The organism is Pseudomonas sp. GW821-FHT01E05, from assembly GCF_059422425.1.
On sequence record NZ_JBWKWW010000018.1, the window covers coordinates 86719 to 103386 of the forward strand.

General features: G+C 58.5%; 17 protein-coding genes and 1 pseudogene. 7 read left to right on the forward strand and 11 right to left on the reverse strand.

Annotated elements, in window-relative coordinates; all coding sequences use genetic code 11:
* Positions 1 to 62: 62 nt before the first annotated feature.
* The gene (locus AC07W5_RS28120) at positions 63 to 548 is read left to right on the forward strand and encodes a GNAT family N-acetyltransferase (protein ID WP_495013533.1); all 486 of its coding nucleotides are present in this window, start codon (positions 63 to 65) and stop codon (positions 546 to 548) included.
* A 198-nt stretch (positions 549 to 746) separates the two neighbouring features.
* On the opposite strand, the gene AC07W5_RS28125 is transcribed toward AC07W5_RS28120, so the two are convergent.
* The 3 genes from AC07W5_RS28125 to AC07W5_RS28135 all read right to left on the reverse strand — a co-directional run bounded on the left by AC07W5_RS28125 (position 747) and on the right by AC07W5_RS28135 (position 2556).
* A complete protein-coding gene (locus tag AC07W5_RS28125; RefSeq protein WP_495024731.1) occupies positions 747 to 1262 on the reverse strand; it encodes a GNAT family N-acetyltransferase in 516 nt (171 codons plus the stop codon).
* Positions 1263 to 1346: 84 nt separating this feature from the next.
* Positions 1347 to 1835, reverse strand: coding sequence for a GyrI-like domain-containing protein (locus AC07W5_RS28130; protein ID WP_495013535.1), 489 nt, complete (start codon positions 1833 to 1835; stop codon positions 1347 to 1349).
* Positions 1836 to 1893: 58 nt separating this feature from the next.
* On the reverse strand, positions 1894 to 2556 hold the full coding sequence (locus tag AC07W5_RS28135) for a LysE family translocator (RefSeq protein WP_495024732.1): 663 nt from the start codon (positions 2554 to 2556) through the stop codon (positions 1894 to 1896).
* Positions 2557 to 2833: 277 nt separating this feature from the next.
* On the opposite strand from AC07W5_RS28135, the gene alaC reads away from it, so the two are divergent.
* Positions 2834 to 4054 carry an alanine transaminase gene (gene alaC, locus AC07W5_RS28140; RefSeq protein WP_494992694.1) on the forward strand — a complete coding sequence of 407 codons (1221 nt, stop codon included), beginning with the start codon at positions 2834 to 2836 and terminating at the stop codon, positions 4052 to 4054.
* A gap of 101 nt (positions 4055 to 4155) precedes the next feature.
* Here the strand turns inward: alaC and AC07W5_RS28145 are convergent, their stop codons facing one another.
* The 3 genes from AC07W5_RS28145 to AC07W5_RS28155 form a co-directional block, all read right to left on the reverse strand.
* The gene (locus AC07W5_RS28145; protein ID WP_495024733.1) at positions 4156 to 5418 is read right to left on the reverse strand and encodes an OprD family porin; all 1263 of its coding nucleotides are present in this window, start codon (positions 5416 to 5418) and stop codon (positions 4156 to 4158) included.
* Between the two features lie 333 nt (positions 5419 to 5751).
* Positions 5752 to 7104: a GntP family permease gene (locus AC07W5_RS28150; protein ID WP_495010367.1), complete on the reverse strand. Its 1353-nt coding sequence runs from the start codon at positions 7102 to 7104 to the stop codon at positions 5752 to 5754.
* An 84-nt stretch (positions 7105 to 7188) separates the two neighbouring features.
* On the reverse strand, positions 7189 to 7722 hold the full coding sequence (locus AC07W5_RS28155) for a gluconokinase (protein ID WP_494992692.1): 534 nt from the start codon (positions 7720 to 7722) through the stop codon (positions 7189 to 7191).
* Between the two features lie 213 nt (positions 7723 to 7935).
* On the opposite strand from AC07W5_RS28155, the gene gntR reads away from it, so the two are divergent.
* The 4 genes from gntR (at position 7936) to AC07W5_RS28175 (ending at position 11242) form a co-directional block, all read left to right on the forward strand.
* Positions 7936 to 8967, forward strand: a complete 1032-nt coding sequence (gene gntR / locus AC07W5_RS28160) for an HTH-type transcriptional regulator GntR (RefSeq protein WP_494992691.1) — start codon at positions 7936 to 7938, stop codon at positions 8965 to 8967.
* Positions 8968 to 9107: 140 nt separating this feature from the next.
* Positions 9108 to 9740 carry a glutathione S-transferase family protein gene (locus AC07W5_RS28165; RefSeq protein ID WP_495010366.1) on the forward strand — a complete coding sequence of 211 codons (633 nt, stop codon included), beginning with the start codon at positions 9108 to 9110 and terminating at the stop codon, positions 9738 to 9740.
* Positions 9741 to 9787: 47 nt separating this feature from the next.
* Positions 9788 to 10525 (forward strand): NAD-dependent epimerase/dehydratase family protein, encoded by a 738-nt coding sequence (locus tag AC07W5_RS28170; protein ID WP_495024734.1) that lies wholly within the window; start codon positions 9788 to 9790, stop codon positions 10523 to 10525.
* 207 nt (positions 10526 to 10732) lie between these two features.
* Entirely contained in the window at positions 10733 to 11242 is a 510-nt protein-coding gene (locus AC07W5_RS28175) for a hypothetical protein (protein WP_495010364.1), read from the forward strand.
* A 75-nt stretch (positions 11243 to 11317) separates the two neighbouring features.
* Here AC07W5_RS28175 and AC07W5_RS28180 read toward each other — a convergent pair whose 3' ends face one another.
* The 3 genes and pseudogenes from AC07W5_RS28180 to AC07W5_RS28190 all read right to left on the reverse strand — a co-directional run bounded on the left by AC07W5_RS28180 (position 11318) and on the right by AC07W5_RS28190 (position 13939).
* On the reverse strand, positions 11318 to 11857 hold the full coding sequence (locus AC07W5_RS28180) for a methyl-accepting chemotaxis protein (RefSeq protein WP_495024740.1): 540 nt from the start codon (positions 11855 to 11857) through the stop codon (positions 11318 to 11320).
* 12 nt (positions 11858 to 11869) lie between these two features.
* Positions 11870 to 12637, reverse strand: a pseudogene (locus AC07W5_RS28185) (PAS domain-containing protein); the annotation flags it as partial.
* 435 nt (positions 12638 to 13072) lie between these two features.
* Entirely contained in the window at positions 13073 to 13939 is an 867-nt protein-coding gene (locus tag AC07W5_RS28190; RefSeq protein ID WP_494992687.1) for a LysR family transcriptional regulator, read from the reverse strand.
* A 99-nt stretch (positions 13940 to 14038) separates the two neighbouring features.
* On the opposite strand from AC07W5_RS28190, the gene gstA reads away from it, so the two are divergent.
* The gene (gene gstA, locus AC07W5_RS28195) at positions 14039 to 14641 is read left to right on the forward strand and encodes a glutathione transferase GstA (protein WP_495024735.1); all 603 of its coding nucleotides are present in this window, start codon (positions 14039 to 14041) and stop codon (positions 14639 to 14641) included.
* Positions 14642 to 14901: 260 nt separating this feature from the next.
* On the opposite strand, the gene AC07W5_RS28200 is transcribed toward gstA, so the two are convergent.
* Together AC07W5_RS28200 and AC07W5_RS28205 are read right to left on the reverse strand one after the other, a co-directional pair.
* Positions 14902 to 15915 carry an ABC transporter substrate-binding protein gene (locus AC07W5_RS28200; RefSeq protein WP_495024736.1) on the reverse strand — a complete coding sequence of 338 codons (1014 nt, stop codon included), beginning with the start codon at positions 15913 to 15915 and terminating at the stop codon, positions 14902 to 14904.
* The gene (locus AC07W5_RS28205; protein WP_494992684.1) at positions 15912 to 16475 is read right to left on the reverse strand and encodes a sigma-70 family RNA polymerase sigma factor; all 564 of its coding nucleotides are present in this window, start codon (positions 16473 to 16475) and stop codon (positions 15912 to 15914) included. The genes AC07W5_RS28200 and AC07W5_RS28205 overlap by 4 nt, the downstream gene beginning before the upstream one ends.
* Between the last annotated feature and the right edge of the window lie 193 nt (positions 16476 to 16668).

Genomic DNA, 16668 nt, shown 5'->3' on the forward strand with positions numbered 1-16668 from the left:
AAATATTTTTGCCCGCCGCAAACTCGTTAGAATCCCGGGTCTCACATTTGTCGGTACCACTCGTGACTACTCAGCTTGTGCCCTACGACAGCCTGACCCCGGTTCAGCGCCAACAAGTCGAAGCCATCGAAATCCTCCCACAGCAAAAGGAATTCTCCGGCGATATCGACGGCGCCTTGCACGCCCTGCGGTCCAACGCCAACCCCGGCGTCAAAGGCTTTGCCCTGCTTTCACAAGAGGTTCCGGTGGCCTTCCTGCTGCTCAAACGCCCGCCGTGCCTTCCCCATTGGGCCGATGAAGACACCGCCACACTGCACGCCCTGCAAGTCGACCACCGCGCCCAGGGCAAAGGCTTCGCAAAAGCCTGCCTGCAAGCCCTGCCGCAAGTCGCTCGCCAGACCTGGCCGCAAATCAACGGGTTGATGCTCTCGGTGGACACCCACAATGAAGCGGCGCTCAACCTGTACCTCAAGCAAGGTTGGGTCGATACCGGCGAAGCGTACAAGGGCCGGATCGGTTATGAACGCAGGCTGTCGCTGGCCTTCTGAACATGCGACATGATCGACTTCAGCCACGATAAACCCCTGCGGCCAGGTGGCAATGCGCGTGGCGATTTTCTCGCGGGTGGCCGCTTCGTTGATCGTTCCCACGCTCTGCGTGGGAATGCAGCCCGTGACGCTCTGCGTCACATTCAAAGCGGACGCGGAGCGTCCGGTGAGGCATTCCCACGCAGAGCGTGGGAACGATCAATCATCGGTTCTCCCCTCCAGTTTCAACACCATTTCATGCCAGGCCATCCCGCCGTGGTCAGAGGCTGAAGCCTTGAGGTAGGCGAAGCCGAAGCCGGCATAAAGCGCAATATGCCGCTCCTTGCACATCAGGTTGATGCTCGCCTTGTGCATTGCGCGCATGCGCTCGATGAATTCGCTCATCAAACGTTTCGCCAAGCCCTGCCCTTGATAATCCGGGTGCACCACCACCGACATGATCACCACATGCGGGCCGTCCGGGTCATGGCCGATCAGCTCCTTGAAGGCTTCATCGGCCATTTCCACCTGGTAGGCGGCGCCGGAGTTGATGAAGCCTGCGACCAGGCCATCGACTTCAGCCACGATAAACCCCTGTGGCCAGGTGGCAATGCGCGTGGCGATTTTCTCGCGGGTGGCCGCTTCGTCGCCTTCGTAGGCAATCGATTCGATGGCGAAACAGCGGTCCAGGTCAGCGGGCGTGACCAGGCGAACAACAGTGTTTGACGATTTCATAGGAGACAACAGCTACCTTGTAAGGTGACGACGACAGGCGCAACGGCAGGCGATTCTAACAACAGCCTTCGCTCGTGACATTGATCAGTCGGACTTGAGCGGCAGCCAGATCTCCAGAACACCTTCCCCTGTTTGCGGATTGAAGTCCGCGCTGTAACGTTCGAACTCCGGCGCATCTGCGGCTTCACTACCGGACTGCGGCAGCCAGGTATTCCAGATGTATCGAAAGGTCTGGGGCAAGGTAGCCAGTGAGCCTTTATGCTCGAACACCGCATAGTGTTGTGGTTGTACTTCGATCCAGCGGTATTGCTCAGGCAAGTCATCGAGCTTGCTGATTTCAACTCCGGCGATGTATTCAAAACCGCCCTTGCCATCCGGGTTGCAACAAATGCCGTAGGTCGCGTCGTTTTTTTGGCCCGGGATTTTGCCGATATGCGGAATGAATTTTTCCCAAAGCTGTGGGATGCCTTGGGTGGTTTTGGCAGTAAACCGCCCGCCCAGTCCCGCAATCAGTAGGAAATGTCCATGTTCAAAGCGCGGTTGCGCAAGATCGGAATTTTTTTGTTCGTCCATGAAAGCGACCTCAATAGTGAAAGATGGGTTCGGCTGGGAGTATAGAAGCCAAACCCAGTCAAAGGCCCGGAAGCTCAGCCACGCCCGCCGAACCGACAAACTCCCGATAGCCAGATACGATCACGTAGACCGCGAAATAGCAGAAGATCGCTGCAGATGCCATGTATGAATAGCGCAACAGTTTGTCGCCCAACAACTTGCCGCCCTGGGTTGCGGCCAGGCACAAGCCGCCACACCAGAGCAGCCCGGCAAAGAAGAATCCCGCCAGAAACAACCCTGAGCTGAGCAGGCTCCCGCCACCGGAACGGGCAATGAGCGTACCGCCCACCGCAGCGAACCAGAGGATGGCGCTCGGCGAGGACATGGCGAGGAAAATGCCGCGAAAAAACTCCCGTCGATGGGAGCCGTTGCTGACTTCGACCGCCTCGGCCAGGGTCGCCTGATGGTAGATCGCCGAATGAATCATCTTCGCCGCGAAGTACAGTAGCAGCGCCGAACCGCCGACCCACAGCACCCAGCGCACGGTCGAATACTGCAACAGCACACTCATGCCGGCCAACGCCAGCACTGCGTAGATCAAATCACCCACGCAGGTCCCGAGCCCAAGGGCAAAACCCTGAAAATAACCGCGTTGCATGGCAAGGGTGATCATCGCGATATTCGCCACGCCGATATCCAGACACAGCGAAAGGCTCAGCAAGAAGCCACTGGTAAATTCCATGTTCATTCCATCGAAAGCGCTAAGTGGTGGGCAGATTTTGAACGCAGCTTTTCAACCGTTTTTTAACTCGGTTTTTCAGCCAAAAAACAGCCCGCTGTTGTATCGCAGAAAATGCCTGCGCCGCAAATGGGCCGAATGTCGCCACGAACGACCATCGAAATATTTGACTGCGCGCGCTGGACAATCCGCTATCACTGCCCTTATCTTCCGCCACAGGCCACCGCAGTGGCCAACGTCGCTCGGACGGTTCCGGGCGCTCACGTTACCCGAGGCAACAATGGCAGACCAAGGTTCGCCGCGCCGCTTTGCGCGCATTGATCGACTCCCCCCTTACGTATTCAACATCACTGCCGAATTGAAGATGGCCGCCCGTCGTCGTGGCGAAGACATCATCGATTTGAGCATGGGCAACCCCGATGGCCCGACACCGCCGCACATTGTCGAAAAACTGGTCACCGTCGCCCAGCGCGAAGACACTCACGGTTACTCCACGTCCAAGGGCATTCCACGCCTGCGGCGGGCGATTTCCCGTTGGTACAAAGATCGCTACGAGGTCGACATCGATCCGGAAAGCGAAGCCATTGTCACCATCGGTTCCAAGGAAGGCCTGGCGCACTTGATGCTCGCCACCCTCGACCAGGGCGATACGGTGCTGGTGCCCAATCCCAGCTATCCGATCCACATCTACGGCGCGGTGATTGCCGGCGCCCAGGTGCGTTCAGTGCCGCTGGTGCCTGGCGTGGACTTCTTCGCTGAACTGGAACGGGCGATTCGCGGCTCGATCCCCAAACCGAAGATGATGATTCTCGGCTTCCCGTCCAACCCGACCGCGCAGTGTGTGGAGCTGGATTTCTTCGAGCGGGTTATCGCTCTGGCCAAGCAATACGACGTGCTGGTGGTCCACGACCTGGCCTACGCCGACATCGTCTACGACGGCTGGAAAGCCCCGTCGATCATGCAAGTGCCGGGCGCCAAGGACATCGCGGTGGAATTTTTCACCTTGTCCAAGAGCTACAACATGGCTGGCTGGCGCATTGGTTTCATGGTCGGCAACGCAGAATTGGTCAACGCCCTGGCGCGGATCAAGAGTTACCACGACTACGGCACCTTCACTCCGCTGCAGGTCGCGGCCATCGCCGCGCTGGAAGGTGATCAGCAGTGCGTCAAAGACATCGCCGAGCAATACCGGCAGCGCCGCAACGTGCTGGTCAAAGGCCTGCATGAGTTGGGCTGGATGGTCGAGAATCCGAAGGCATCGATGTACGTCTGGGCCAAGATCCCCGACGCCTATGCGCACCTTGGCTCGCTGGAATTCGCCAAGAAAATGCTGGCTGAAGCCAAGGTCTGTGTATCGCCGGGGGTTGGTTTCGGTGAATACGGTGATGACCATGTGCGCTTTGCACTGATCGAGAACCAGGATCGGATTCGCCAGGCCGTGCGCGGAATTCGCGGGATGTTCAGGGCCGATGGGCTGGTGCAGAAGACCAGCAACAGTTAAGCCGAAACACACCCGTAGGACCTGCCGCAGGCCGCGATCTTTTAGCGATCCTGAAATCGCGAAGATCAAAAGATCGCAGCCTGCGATGGCGTTTTTGGGTCTTACAGCAGACTGATCGGGTAGCTGACGATCACTCGGTTCTCGTCGAACTCGTTGTTACTGAAATCGCGACGGATGGTCGAGTTGCGCCATTTGAGGTTAAGGCTTTTCAGGGCTCCACTTTGCACGGTATAGCCCAGTTCGGTCTCGCGACCCCATTCCTTGCCATCGGTGATGGTCCCGGTATGCACATTGTCGCCGCTGATGTAGCGGTTCATCAGGGTCAGGCCGGGCACGCCGAGGGCGGCGAAGTTGTAGTCGTGGCGCAGCTGCCAGGACTTTTCCTTGGCGTTGTCGTAGCTTGAGTTGTAGCTGTCGTTGGCCAGGGTGCCGCCGCTGGTACCGTTGACCCGCATCCAGGCGTTGTCGCCGGTGACTTTCTGCAGGCCGACATAGAAGGTGTTGCCGCCGTACTTGGCCGAGAACAGTCCGGACCAGGTCTTGTTGTCCAGATCGCCAGCCCGGGCGCTGCCGTCCTCCTTGCCGTAGAAGAAGCCCAGGTTGGCCCCCAGGGTCCAGTCGCCCAAGGGCTGAGTGTGCACCAGGTTGAGGTATTGCTGGCTGTAAATGTCCTTGAGTTCGGCGTTCCACAGACCGATCTGGGTGCGTTTTTCATTGAAGGCGTATTCGGCGCCCTCAAAGTTGAAGCGGTCGGAAGTGAACGCGGCTTTGCCGGTCATCGACATGTTGCTCATGCTGCTGTCGTCACGCGGACTGTTGGCGCGGAACTGGCCGCCGTAGAGGGTCAGGCCGTCGATTTCCTTCGAGGTGATCTGGCCACCACGGAACGTCTGGGGCAACGAACGACCATCGTCCGAACGCAGGATCGGCAAGACCGGCATCCATTCGCCGACTTTCAGTTCGGTCTGGGAAAGCTTCGCCTTGAAGGCCACGCCCAGGCGACCGAAGTTATCGGCCGGTTCACCATCGTGGTCGAGCGGCAGCAGCTGCGTACCGCCGGTGCCGCGGCCGCCGTCGAGTTTCAGCGAGTACAGGCCGAGCACGTCCATGCCGAAACCGACGGTGCCTCGGGTGAACCCGGACTTGGCATCGAGGATGAAGCTCTGAGTCCACTCTTGGGCCATGCCCTGAGTCTTGGTCGGGTTGGTGAAGTTGCGATTGATGTAGAAATTGCGCAGGTTCAGGTTGACCTTGGCGTCTTCGAGAAAGCCGGATTCCTCGGCCATGGCCGGCAATGCCGCGCTCGCCAGCGCTATGGCCAGCAGAGCGTGAGGGGTGGCTGGGAAAGAGGTGAATGGCTTCATGTGATCGGATTCTCTAATTGTTAGGGATGAAGCGGGGCGCTGCCGCAACGTCGGGTTGCGGACAAAAGTGTCGAACTGAAGGAACGAGCGGGCTGGATCAGCCGGAGTTGGCAGGGCGCTGGGTCATGGGGTCGAACCTGTTGTTATTGGTTTATGTCGGTGCGGTGGATGAAATGCCGGCAGGTGAAGGCGATGGTTCGTCGCCTGGATGACCTTCAGGAAATGCTGCAGATGGAGCGTAATCGTCTCGCCGTGTCCGACGTCGGGCCAACCATTTGACCCGAAACTTGCGCTTGCCCGGTGAGGGTTAAGACGGTATCTACGGGTGTTCGGTCAGACTACCAACGACAGCAGCATGATGAAGATCAGCGCCACGATGGACAGGATGGTCTCCATCGCCGTCCAGGTCTTGAAGGTTTCGGCGACGGTCATGTTGAAGTACTGCTTCACCAGCCAGAAACCCGCATCGTTGACGTGAGACAGAATCAACGAGCCCGCCCCCGTTGCCAGCACCAGCAATTCACGATTGACGCCCGGAATCATCCCCACCACCGGCACCACAATTCCTGCACCGGTAATGGTCGCGACGGTGGCTGAACCTGTAGCGACGCGAATCACCGCAGCCACCAGCCACGCCAGCAAAATCGGCGAGATCTGCGCATTCACCGCCATATGGCCGATCACATCGCCCACACCGCTGGTCACCAGCATCTGCTTGAAGCCACCGCCAGCACCAATGATCAGAATGATCGCTGCGGTCGGCGCGAGGCTGGCGTCGAGCAGTTTGAGTATTCTCTTCGAATCGAAACCGCGCTTGTAGCCGAAGGTATACAGCGACAGCAGCAAGGCCAGCAGCAAGGCAGCGATCGGGTGGCCGATCATGTCCATCCAGTTGCGCACGCCGTGACCTTCGGGCAGCGCCACATCGGCAAAGGTCTTGAGCAACATCAGGAACACCGGCAGCAGCACGGTGATCAGGGTGATGCCGAAGCTTGGCAGCGTGGAGGCTTCCGGCTCATGGGCCAGTTGATCCACCAGCTGCTGATTCGGGTGGCCCGGGATGTATTTGGAGATAAAGGAGCCGTACAGGGGGCCGGCAATGATGGCGGTCGGCAGAGCGACGATCAGGCCGTAGAGAATGGTTTTGCCAATGTCTGCGCCAAACACGCCGATGGCCAGCAACGGCCCCGGGTGCGGCGGTACCAGACCGTGAACCACGGACAGCCCCGCCAGCAGCGGGATACCAATCTTGATCATCGACACGCCGGTACGCCGGGCAACGATGAACACCAGCGGAATCAGCAGCACAAAGCCGATTTCGAAGAACAACGGAATACCGACCAGAAAGGCCGCGCACATCATTGCCCATTGCACGCGTTCCTTGCCGAATGCCTGAATCAGGGTACGGGCGATCTGATCCGCCCCACCCGACTCGGCCATCATTTTGCCGAGCATGGTGCCCAGCGCCAGGATGATGCCGACGAAACCGAGAACGCCGCCGAAGCCGTCCTGGAATGCCTTGATGATTTTGTCCACCGGCATGCCCGAGGTCAGCCCGAGGAAGCCGGCAGCAATGATCAGCGCAATGAACGGATGCAGCTTGAACCGGGTGATCAATACGATCAGACCGATGATGGTGACCACTGCATCGAGCAGCAGATAGGTCTCGTGGGACATGCCAAACATGGGGTAACTCCTGTTTGTTGTTTTTATTAAAACGGTTTTTAAACGACTGCCGACTAGGACAGCGCTATCTTTTCGAGCCAGGCATCAGTCGATGGATTCCAGGCCACGCTGGAGCCACCAGGCATAGGCATGCTCGGCCAGGTAATCGACATTTTGCGTGGAGGCATCCAGGGCCAGGGTCAACGGTTCGCCGACAGGCGATTCGAGGGTGGCGAACTGGCTGTCGATCAGGGTCGAGGGCATGAAATGACCGGGGCGATGGGAGACCCGTTGCTCTGCGACCTCAGGGGTCAGCTCGAGAAAAACGAAACCCAGGCCCGGCACGGCGCTACGCAACCGTTCGCGATAACGCAATTTAAGGGCCGAGCAGGTCAGTACCGGACGCTGACCTGCAGCGACGGCGCGGCGCAGCTCATCGCACAGACTGTCGAGCCAGCCGGCACGGTCTTCGTCTGTCAGGGGAATGCCTGCGCTCATTTTTTCGATGTTGGCGGCAGGGTGGAAACTGTCACCTTCAATGGCCGTAGCGCCGCTGAGTCGGCACAAGGCCTCGCTGACGCACGTTTTGCCGCAGCCGGCGACGCCCATGATGACCAGGGCGGTGATGGGTTGACTCATGTAACACCTCAGCGCGCAGACAGCGCTACCTTTGCAAGTAAAACTCTAGTGCAAAAATAGATTCTACCGACGCCTTCTTGTATTTTTATGGGTTGCAGCATGTGCTGTATCGACGCTGGGAGAGTGGGATCAGGCAAGCCACACTCAAGCATTTGCAGCGGCATCGAGACAGCGCTACCTTAGTGCCTTGAATTTTGTTTGGCAAGCCGTCCGATGACCTCCTCCAAAAACGATAAAAATACCCGCACCACGGGACGCCCGACCCTCAACGAAGTCGCGCGCCTGGCCGGCGTCAGTCCGATCACTGCTTCCAGAGCGTTGCGCGGCGTCAGCAGCGTGGCCACCGAACTGGTGGAAAAGGTCCAGCAGGCCGCGCTCGAGCTGAACTACGTGGTCAACCCTGCCGCCCGCGCCCTGGCCTCGGCCCAGAGCCATTCGGTGGTCGTTTTGGTGCCGTCGCTGTCCAACCTGCTGTTCATCGAAACTCTGGAAGCCATTCACACCGTCTTGCGGCCCAAAGGCTTCGAAGTGTTGATCGGCAACTATCACTACTCGCGCGACGAAGAAGAAAACCTGCTGCGCAATTACATGGCCTACCAACCGCGCGGCCTTTTGCTGACCGGGTTTGATCGCACCGAAAGCGCCCGGCGGATGATCGAGGCGAGCAACGTTCCCTGTGTCTACATGATGGACCTGGACCCCGGTGCCGGGCTCAACTGCGTCGGTTTCTCGCAACTGAGCGCCGGCGAGACCGCGGCCGAGCATTTGATTTCACGCGGTCGCAGACGGCTGGCCTACATCGGCGCGCAACTCGACCAACGCACCCTGCTGCGTGGCGAAGGCTTCCGCCGTGCGCTGCAAAAAGCCGGTTTGTATGACCCCGACCTGGAAATCCTGACCCCGCGCCCGTCGTCGGTCGGTCTGGGTGGCGAGTTATTTCTGCAATTGATGGCCAGCCATCCGCAGGTCGACGCGATCTTCTTCGGCAACGATGACCTGGCCCACGGCGCCCTGCTCGAAGCCATGCGCTGCGGCATCAAAATCCCGCAGCAAGTGGCGGTCCTCGGCTTCAACGACCTGCCCGCCTCGGCTCACATGGTGCCGCGCCTGAGTAGCATCAGCACCCCGCGAGAAGCCATTGGCCGCCGCGCCGCCGAGCAGATGCTGACCCTGATGGCTGGCAATACCGTGGCCAAACCGGTGCAGGACATGGGGTTTGAGTTGATGGTACGCGAGAGTACTTAGCGGCACGGTCGGCGACACGGTTCAAGAAATTTGCCGGGCCTGCCGTTTCAGCATCAGAACCCAGGTGAATATCTACGGTTACCCCCTTCCCGAAAACTGCTAGATTCCCTAGGCTAAATCACCACAGGCAGGGAAGCTCAATGGGAACCGCACTCAGAATTCTAGGTAAAGCCTCTTCGATCAACGTCCGAAAAGTCTTGTGGACCTGCCATGAGCTGGGCTTGACCTACGAACGCGAAGACTGGGGCAGCGGCTTTGCCTCGACCCACACGCCGGAGTTTCTCCAGCTCAATCCCAATGCCCAGGTGCCGGTCATCGTCGACGAGGCAGGCGTGCTTTGGGAGTCCAACACCATCTGCCGATACCTCGTCGGCAAACAACGGAACACCGACCTGTTGCCAATCGAACCCGCTGCGCGGGCGCGCGTCGAACAATGGATGGATTGGCAAGCCACCGAGCTCAATCCATCCTGGAGCTATGCCTTCGTCGCTCTAGTGCGACAAAACCCGGACTTCCAGGATCCGCAGCGAATCGCCGCCGGCGTTCGCGGCTGGAACGAGAAAATGGGCATTCTCGAGCAACGGCTGACCGTGACCGGCGCCTATGTGGCCGGTCCTGAGTTTACGCTGGCTGATATCGGCATCGGCTTGTCGGTCAACCGCTGGTTGATGACGCCAATGGAGCGTGCGAACTATCCGGCGGTGATCGACTACTACGAAAAACTCAGTGCGCGCTCAGGTTTCCGCGAGCACGGCCGTAATGGCCTGCCTTGAGCACAAAGCCGTTCAACCACGCCGATAACTCATACAAGGTGGCATCCATGAAAGGACTCAACGTACTGCTGACAGGCGCCTGCGGCAGGATCGGCAAGACATTTTTCGAAGCTTCGCAGGACCGTTATAACTTCACCCTCACAGATCGCGTTGCTCCAGACTTCGCAATCGGTGCCCATCGATTCGTGAGCCTGGAGCTGACAGACAAAGAAGCCCTCAATTCGGTGCTCGAAGGCATCGATGTGATCGTTCACCTGGCCGGCATTCCCCACGCCAGGGCATCCTTCGATGAACTGCTGCCCAACAATATCCTGGCCACCACCTACCTGTTTGAAGCCGCCGTGGCGGCGGGCTGCAAGCGCCTGATCTTCGCCAGCAGCGCGCAGACCATCGAAGGCTACCCGGTGGACCGACAGATCACGCCGGGCATGCAAGTCATGCCGGCCAACCTGTATGGCGTGAGCAAATGTTATGGCGAAGCCTTGTGCGCCTTTTATGCCGCCAAACACGACCTTTCGACCATCGCCCTGCGCATCGGTGCTTTTGAGTTCCCGGATCGCCACGAACTGACCAACGCCCGTGACCTGAGCGCCTGGCTCAGCCCAAGAGACGCCGTGCAATTGTTGCAACGCTCGGTAGACGTCGAAGGGGTAAGGCACCTGATCGCCCACGGTATTTCCAACAACCGCTTCAAGCGTCTGGACCTGAGCGAAACCACCCGGGTATTGGGCTATCAGCCGGTGGACGACGCGTTCCAGATGTTTGATTTGCCGATTGAGTATTAAATGTTCTGCCCTTAGGCCGCTTCGCCGCCCGAGTTGCCAGCTCTAGTCGTCAGTCTGAAAAAGCGGTCGAAAGCGGCAAGATTTGGCCGCCCATCGGCGCTTCCTGATGAACGCGATGCTGCCATGCCCCGCAAAACCTGGGCATGCGGGTACCGGCACGCAAATTGCTCTCTACCTGTCGATAGCAATCATTCAGGTGCTCGAATCATGTTGGTCAACGCACAAAAAGCTTCGATCGTTCAGCCTACCCACCGGTCCGATATGGACCCGACCACGGCTGCCGCCAGCGCGCTCTACAGCGGTTTGATGCAGAACGCACAAAATGCCACGAACAGTCAGACGTCCAGCGCAACGCAACAAACCAGCAACACGGTGAGCGACAATGTCGACGCTGCGTTCGCCAAAACCCGCGTACTGCTGCAAAGCACTGCGCCGGCCACCAGCACACCGAATGCGACGACCGCCACGGACAGTACGGCGAGTACCGATTTCAAGAATTACATGAGCAAAACCCCTGAGCAGCAGATGCGCGACAGCATTCTGAAAGAAATGGGGATTACCGAGAACGACTTGAAAAACATGTCGCCTGAAAAACAATTGGCGATCGGCAAGGAAATTGCCCAACGCGTCGAAGACAAGATGAAGGTGGCACAGGTCGAGAAAGGCAACAGCACCACGGACAAACAAGTGGCCGACACGTTTCTGGCTGCGCTTTAAGTCGTCTCGAACTGAAAAGGGTTCCCTTTCAGGCGGCGACGCCTGGAAGGGAACCCTTTTCAATGGCTGAACGGTTTAACTGATCTGCAGTGTCGAGTTGAACTGACTGATCGCATCCACCACGTGCCGCGAGCCTTGCTGGATTTCCAGAATCGCTTCGCCAGCCTCATTGGCCAGTTCCACGCCGAGCCCGGTACGGCTCAAACTCGATTGCATGCTCGAGACCGCGTTCAGTGACAGGTCATGGTTCTTGCGCACCACCTCGACGATCTCCAGGGTCGCCTGACTGGTGCGTGCAGCCAGGCTGCGCACCTCATCGGCGACCACCGCGAAACCTCGTCCATGTTCCCCTGCCCGCGCCGCCTCGATGGCCGCGTTCAGGGCCAGCAGGTTGGTCTGATCGGCAATCCCGCGAATGGTCTGAACGATGCTGCCGATGATCTCGGATTGTTTACTCACCGCGTCGATACTGAGGGCGGCTTCGTTGAGGTCCCTGGAGATTTCTTCGATGATCTGAACCGTCTGCTGCACCACCTGCGAGCCCTTCCGGGCACAGGCATCGTTCTGAACGGAGGTGCTATGAGCGGATTCGGCAGCGGTCTGCAAAGTGGTCATCTGCCCGGTAATATCACTGGCGAACTTGACCACTTTGCACAAGCGACCCTTGGCGTCGAAAATCGGGTTGTACGAGGCTTCGAGAAATACCGTGTGGCCATACTTGTCGACCCGTTCGAAGCGATGGGAGTGATACTCGCCGCGATTGAGCGAGGCCCAGAATGCTCTGTAGTTCTGTGACTCACTTTCGGCCCGCTGACAGAACAGACTGTGATGCTGGCCGACCACCTCGCCGAGCGAGTAGTGCATGGTTTTCAGGAAGTTCTCGTTTGCATGAATGACCCGGCCTTCCGGGGTGAATTCAATCACCGCCATGGAGCGGCCAATGGCATCGATCAGGTTCTGATTTTCGTGCTCCCTTTGGGCCCGCGCGCAAATATCCGACGCCACTTTGATCACACTTTTCACTTGCCGGTCGGGGCCCAGGATCGGCAGGTAACTGGCCTCGAGCCAGATCTCTTTACCGCTCTTGTTCAGCCGTAAAAAAGTGCCAGTGATCGGCTCACCACGGCCCAGGTCGCGCCAGAGCCTGGCGTAGGCTTCGCTGCGATAGAACTCTTCTTCGCAGAAGATCCGGTGATGTTTGCCGCGAACTTCCTCGACGGTATAACCCATGACGTTACAGAAGTTTTCGTTGGCATTGAGCACGATACCGTCAGGAGCGAACTCGATCATTGCCATCGAACGACTGACCGCTGCCAACTTGGCATTCGCCTCGTTCAGCGCGCAGGTAAATCGTTCAATTTCAAGCAGGTCAGCCTTGCGATGTAAATTAAACATGGTGGTATCACCTTCAGCGCTGTCTTTTGATTGACGGAAGTTCCAAGTCTTTCACTGAACCCACTACAACTTTCCACAGAACACGCAAACGTATCCCTGAAGGAGGGATAAGTGTCAGGTGATAAATGATGTTTAATCGGAGTGTCCGTACGGCAACGCTCTTATCAAGCCATCCTTTTCTTGACAGCCCGGTGTCGGGCCCAACCTAACGTTGACAAGTAATTCCATTTAAAAAACATTCCTTTTAACAAGGGTGCCTCGAGTTGCGCACTCTTGACGCTAGATCACGGTTGCAGCCTGAGGAACCCTTCACATAGCGGTCGACATGATTTGTCACGGCTGAGCATAGACAGCTACTGAACGGATGCAAGGCCACTAATGTGCCATCATTCAAATTATTTCCGACATCGAAGTCGCTGACTGAATTCATGACCGCTAGTGCAGCATCTCCAACAACGCTTGCACCGCCGCTGACGGTGCCCTGTCCTGCGACACCGCCAGCGCGAACTCTCGATAAACCGGTAGGGTCAACGGGACGACGCGCAGCCCCTTGCGATCATCTGGCAGGGTCATTTCCGGCACCAGCGTCACACCGACATTTTCCCGCACCAGCGTGAACGCACTGCTCCACTCGCGCACTTCAACCCGTACGTCGAGCAGCTCCAGACCGGCATCCGCCGCCAGGCTGCGAGCGTTGACCGAACAGCCACCGGTGGCGAGCACGAAGGGCTGCGCGGTCAACTCTGCCAACGATACGCCGGCCTCATGCGGGCGCCGCGCCAGGGGATGGCTGATGGGCAATACGGCAACCCAGCTATCGCGTCCCAACAACCCGGCGTTACGTTCAGCAGGCGGATTCAACACCACCCCTACGTCCACCAGCCCGGTACTGAGCAGGGCTTCGACCTCGTCATCACTGACCTCCAGCGCCACCACCTGAATACCGGGATAAAGCTGATTGAACTGGCGAAGCAGCGGCGGCAGGAAGGTGGCCAGAACCATGGGAAAACTTGCCAGGCGGATCGTGCCGCGCTGGATGTCTTTCGCGGCATCAACAGTGGTACGAATGGTCTCCAGCGCCGAGAGCATCAACCGCGCTTGCTCGATCACTTGCAGACCAATCGCAGTCGGCCGGGCCTGGCGGTTTTCCCGGGTGAACAACTGCACCCCGAGCATGTCTTCGAGCAACGCCAGTGCCTGGCTGGCGCCGGACTGGGTCATACCGACGCGCTCGGCGGCGCGGGTGATATTGCCGGCATCCGCCACCGCCACCAGCATGCGCCAATGCATCAGATTCATCATGGCAGTAGCTGTCCTTATGGCTGCGTTCTGAAAGAGTCATTTTACGGATGATGGCAACGACTATGACACTGATCAAAACCGTCCAGAAGAGTGCTCTCCATGAAGTTGTATTTCTCACCCCAGGCCTGCTCGTTGGCGCCACACATTGTCCTGCGTGAACTGGATCAACCGTTCGAACTGATCCGCGTCGACAACACCACCAAGAAGACCGTCGACGGTGCCGACTTTCTCGCCATCAACCCCAAAGGTTATGTCGCGGCGTTACAGCTGGATAACGCACAGGTACTGACCGAAGGCCCGGCCATCCTGCAATACCTCGCCGACCTCAAGCCACAGACCGGCCTGGCACCCGCTAACGGAACGTGGGAAAGAGTGCGCTTGCAGGAATGGTTGAACTTCGTCTCCAGCGAGATCCATGGCGGGTTGGGCCTGTTGTTCAACAACTCGATTCCCGATCAAGTGAAGGCGATCTTGCGGGAGAAACTGTTCAAGCGTTTCGCCGTGCTGACCCAAGCGCTGGCACAACAGGATTACCTGCTCGGCGAGCAGTTCAGCGTCGCCGATGCGTACCTGTTCAGCGTGCTGCGCTGGACGCGGCTCTTTGCCATCGACCTGGGGCAATGGCCGGCGCTGGAGCGCTTCCAGGCGCGGATCGATTCGCGTCCGACAGTTAAAGCGGCGTTGGCCGCGGAGATGGCGTAAGCCTTTAGATTGATCGCGGGCAAGCCCTAATGTTGTTCAGTTAAGCGAATGTGGTCCACTGTAGGAGCGAGCTTGCTCGCGATGGTCGTTAACGATAACGCGTGTTTACTGGCTAAACGCGGCGCACTTAAGTCCATCGTCGGAACGCCGCCCGGAGCAAGCTCGCTCCTACAACTTCCTTAACTGAACAACATTAGGGCTTGCCCGCGAATGCGATGTCTCAGGCACCCTTGAAACATCAGGCAAATAATCGAATCCCTTTACAAACTCCCACTCACCCGTGTCGCCACCTCTGCAGGCACCCAGCCCTGCCACACGTGCGGTTGCTCCTTCAGAAACGCCTCGGCAACCTGGCGCGGCTGTTGGCGTTTCTCGCTCATCTGGCCGAGGGTCTGGTTCAGCAGATCGATCGGCAGGTCGACTTTCTCGAAAAACGACACCAGGTCCGGGTATTGGGCTTTGAACGGCGCGGACACACCAATGGCCAGGTTGGCGGGCATCGAGCGAGTGCCCTTGGGGTGCGGGTTGTTGGCATCGGCCAGGGTTTTCCAGGCCTGGGCATCGAACGCCGGTTCTTCGAGTTTCACCAGTTTGAAGCGACCCAGCAGCGGCGTCGGCGACCAGTAGTAGAACAATACCGGTTTGCCGCGACGGATCGATGAGGCGACCTCGGCGTCCAGCGCCGCGCCGGAGCCGGTGCGGAAGTTGACGAAGCTATCGCTCAGCTCGTAGGCCTTGAGTTTCTGGCTGTTGACGATCTCCGAGGTCCAGCCGGTCGGGCTGTTGAGGAAGCGCCCGCGGGTTGGGTCCTCGGGGTCGCGGAACACATCTTTATAGCGCGCCAGATCGGCAACGGATTTCAGCTCCGGAGCCAAAGGTTTGATGCCCCGTTCCGGGTCGCCCTTGATCACGTATTCCGGGACCCACCAGCCCTCTGTGGCACCTTTGACGGTATCTCCGAGGCCGAACACCTTGCCCTCCGATTGCGCCTTGATCCAGGCCGGACTGCGCCCGGCCCATTCTTCACCGATAACCTGAATATCGTTCCTGGCCAGCGCCGCTTCCAGGCTGACGGTACTGCCCGGCAGCGTGTCGGTCGGGTAGCCATAGCCCTTCTCGACGATCAAACGCAGGATCTCGGTGATCAGGCTGCCGCTTTCCCAAGTGATATCACCGAAATGGATCGGCACGGGTTTCTCGGCGGCAGGCGCCTGTTGCGCCAGCAGGCTCAGCGCCAGCAGCGAGCTGCCAAGCAGGGTTTTGATCGATCTCATGCGGACCTCTGTAGGGATGGTTGTCGAAGTAATGGCTGGTTGGCGCTAAGGTCGTTCGCGACATCCCAAGGCGCACAGGCGGCGCTTGAGCGGGTCATGTAATCACTCACCGAACGCTGGGAAATCCCGAGTTGCGCAGCGACCTGGGGATAAGTCAGTCCATTGACCCGCGCCAGCAAGAAAGCGGCACGGACCTTGGCCGGCAAGCGCTTGAGCTGATGGTCAATGCCGTGCAAGGCTTCGAGTACCTGCGCCAGATCCTGAGGCGACACCCCTTGGGACTGTTCATCCTGCAAGGCATCGAGGTGATTGCGCTCCAGGTCGCGACGACGCCAGAACTGGTACATCAAGCGCTGGGCAATGGTGGTCAGCAGCGCCCGCGGCTGATGAATCGGGATCAGCCCCGGTGTGCTCAGGAGTTGGACGAAGGTGTCGGCGGCAATGTCTTCGGCATTGGCGCTGGAACCCAGATGGCGGCGCAATCGTGCGCACAGCCATTGGTAATGATTGCGGAACAATCCGCCCACGTATTCGCGGTGAGAAGTGTCGGTGCCGGACATGAAGGCTCCAATAGAAATGGTTGCGCTGTATGTCCGGTGTTCCGGTGACGCGATCCTATCAAGGAGTTTTATTCTTTAATAATACTTAAAAACTATTTTTATATATCTTTTTAGAATTTAAGGACGTGAGATGTTTATCGCCTGATCCATCGTCATCGCGGGCAAGTCGGATCGCCGCCCGCTCGCTCCTACA

Coding starts and splice junctions, on each gene's coding strand:
- AC07W5_RS28125 (WP_495024731.1), bottom strand. CDS start 1,262: ATGAAATCGTCAAACACTGTTGTTCGCCTGGTCACGCCCGCTGACCTG.
- AC07W5_RS28130 (WP_495013535.1), bottom strand. CDS start 1,835: ATGGACGAACAAAAAAATTCCGATCTTGCGCAACCGCGCTTTGAACAT.
- AC07W5_RS28135 (WP_495024732.1), bottom strand. CDS start 2,556: ATGGAATTTACCAGTGGCTTCTTGCTGAGCCTTTCGCTGTGTCTGGAT.
- alaC (WP_494992694.1), top strand. CDS start 2,834: ATGGCAGACCAAGGTTCGCCGCGCCGCTTTGCGCGCATTGATCGACTC.
- AC07W5_RS28145 (WP_495024733.1), bottom strand. CDS start 5,418: ATGAAGCCATTCACCTCTTTCCCAGCCACCCCTCACGCTCTGCTGGCC.
- AC07W5_RS28150 (WP_495010367.1), bottom strand. CDS start 7,104: ATGTTTGGCATGTCCCACGAGACCTATCTGCTGCTCGATGCAGTGGTC.
- AC07W5_RS28155 (WP_494992692.1), bottom strand. CDS start 7,722: ATGAGTCAACCCATCACCGCCCTGGTCATCATGGGCGTCGCCGGCTGC.
- gntR (WP_494992691.1), top strand. CDS start 7,936: ATGACCTCCTCCAAAAACGATAAAAATACCCGCACCACGGGACGCCCG.
- AC07W5_RS28165 (WP_495010366.1), top strand. CDS start 9,108: ATGGGAACCGCACTCAGAATTCTAGGTAAAGCCTCTTCGATCAACGTC.
- AC07W5_RS28170 (WP_495024734.1), top strand. CDS start 9,788: ATGAAAGGACTCAACGTACTGCTGACAGGCGCCTGCGGCAGGATCGGC.
- AC07W5_RS28175 (WP_495010364.1), top strand. CDS start 10,733: ATGTTGGTCAACGCACAAAAAGCTTCGATCGTTCAGCCTACCCACCGG.
- AC07W5_RS28180 (WP_495024740.1), bottom strand. CDS start 11,857: ATGACCACTTTGCAGACCGCTGCCGAATCCGCTCATAGCACCTCCGTT.
- AC07W5_RS28190 (WP_494992687.1), bottom strand. CDS start 13,939: ATGATGAATCTGATGCATTGGCGCATGCTGGTGGCGGTGGCGGATGCC.
- gstA (WP_495024735.1), top strand. CDS start 14,039: ATGAAGTTGTATTTCTCACCCCAGGCCTGCTCGTTGGCGCCACACATT.
- AC07W5_RS28200 (WP_495024736.1), bottom strand. CDS start 15,915: ATGAGATCGATCAAAACCCTGCTTGGCAGCTCGCTGCTGGCGCTGAGC.
- AC07W5_RS28205 (WP_494992684.1), bottom strand. CDS start 16,475: ATGTCCGGCACCGACACTTCTCACCGCGAATACGTGGGCGGATTGTTC.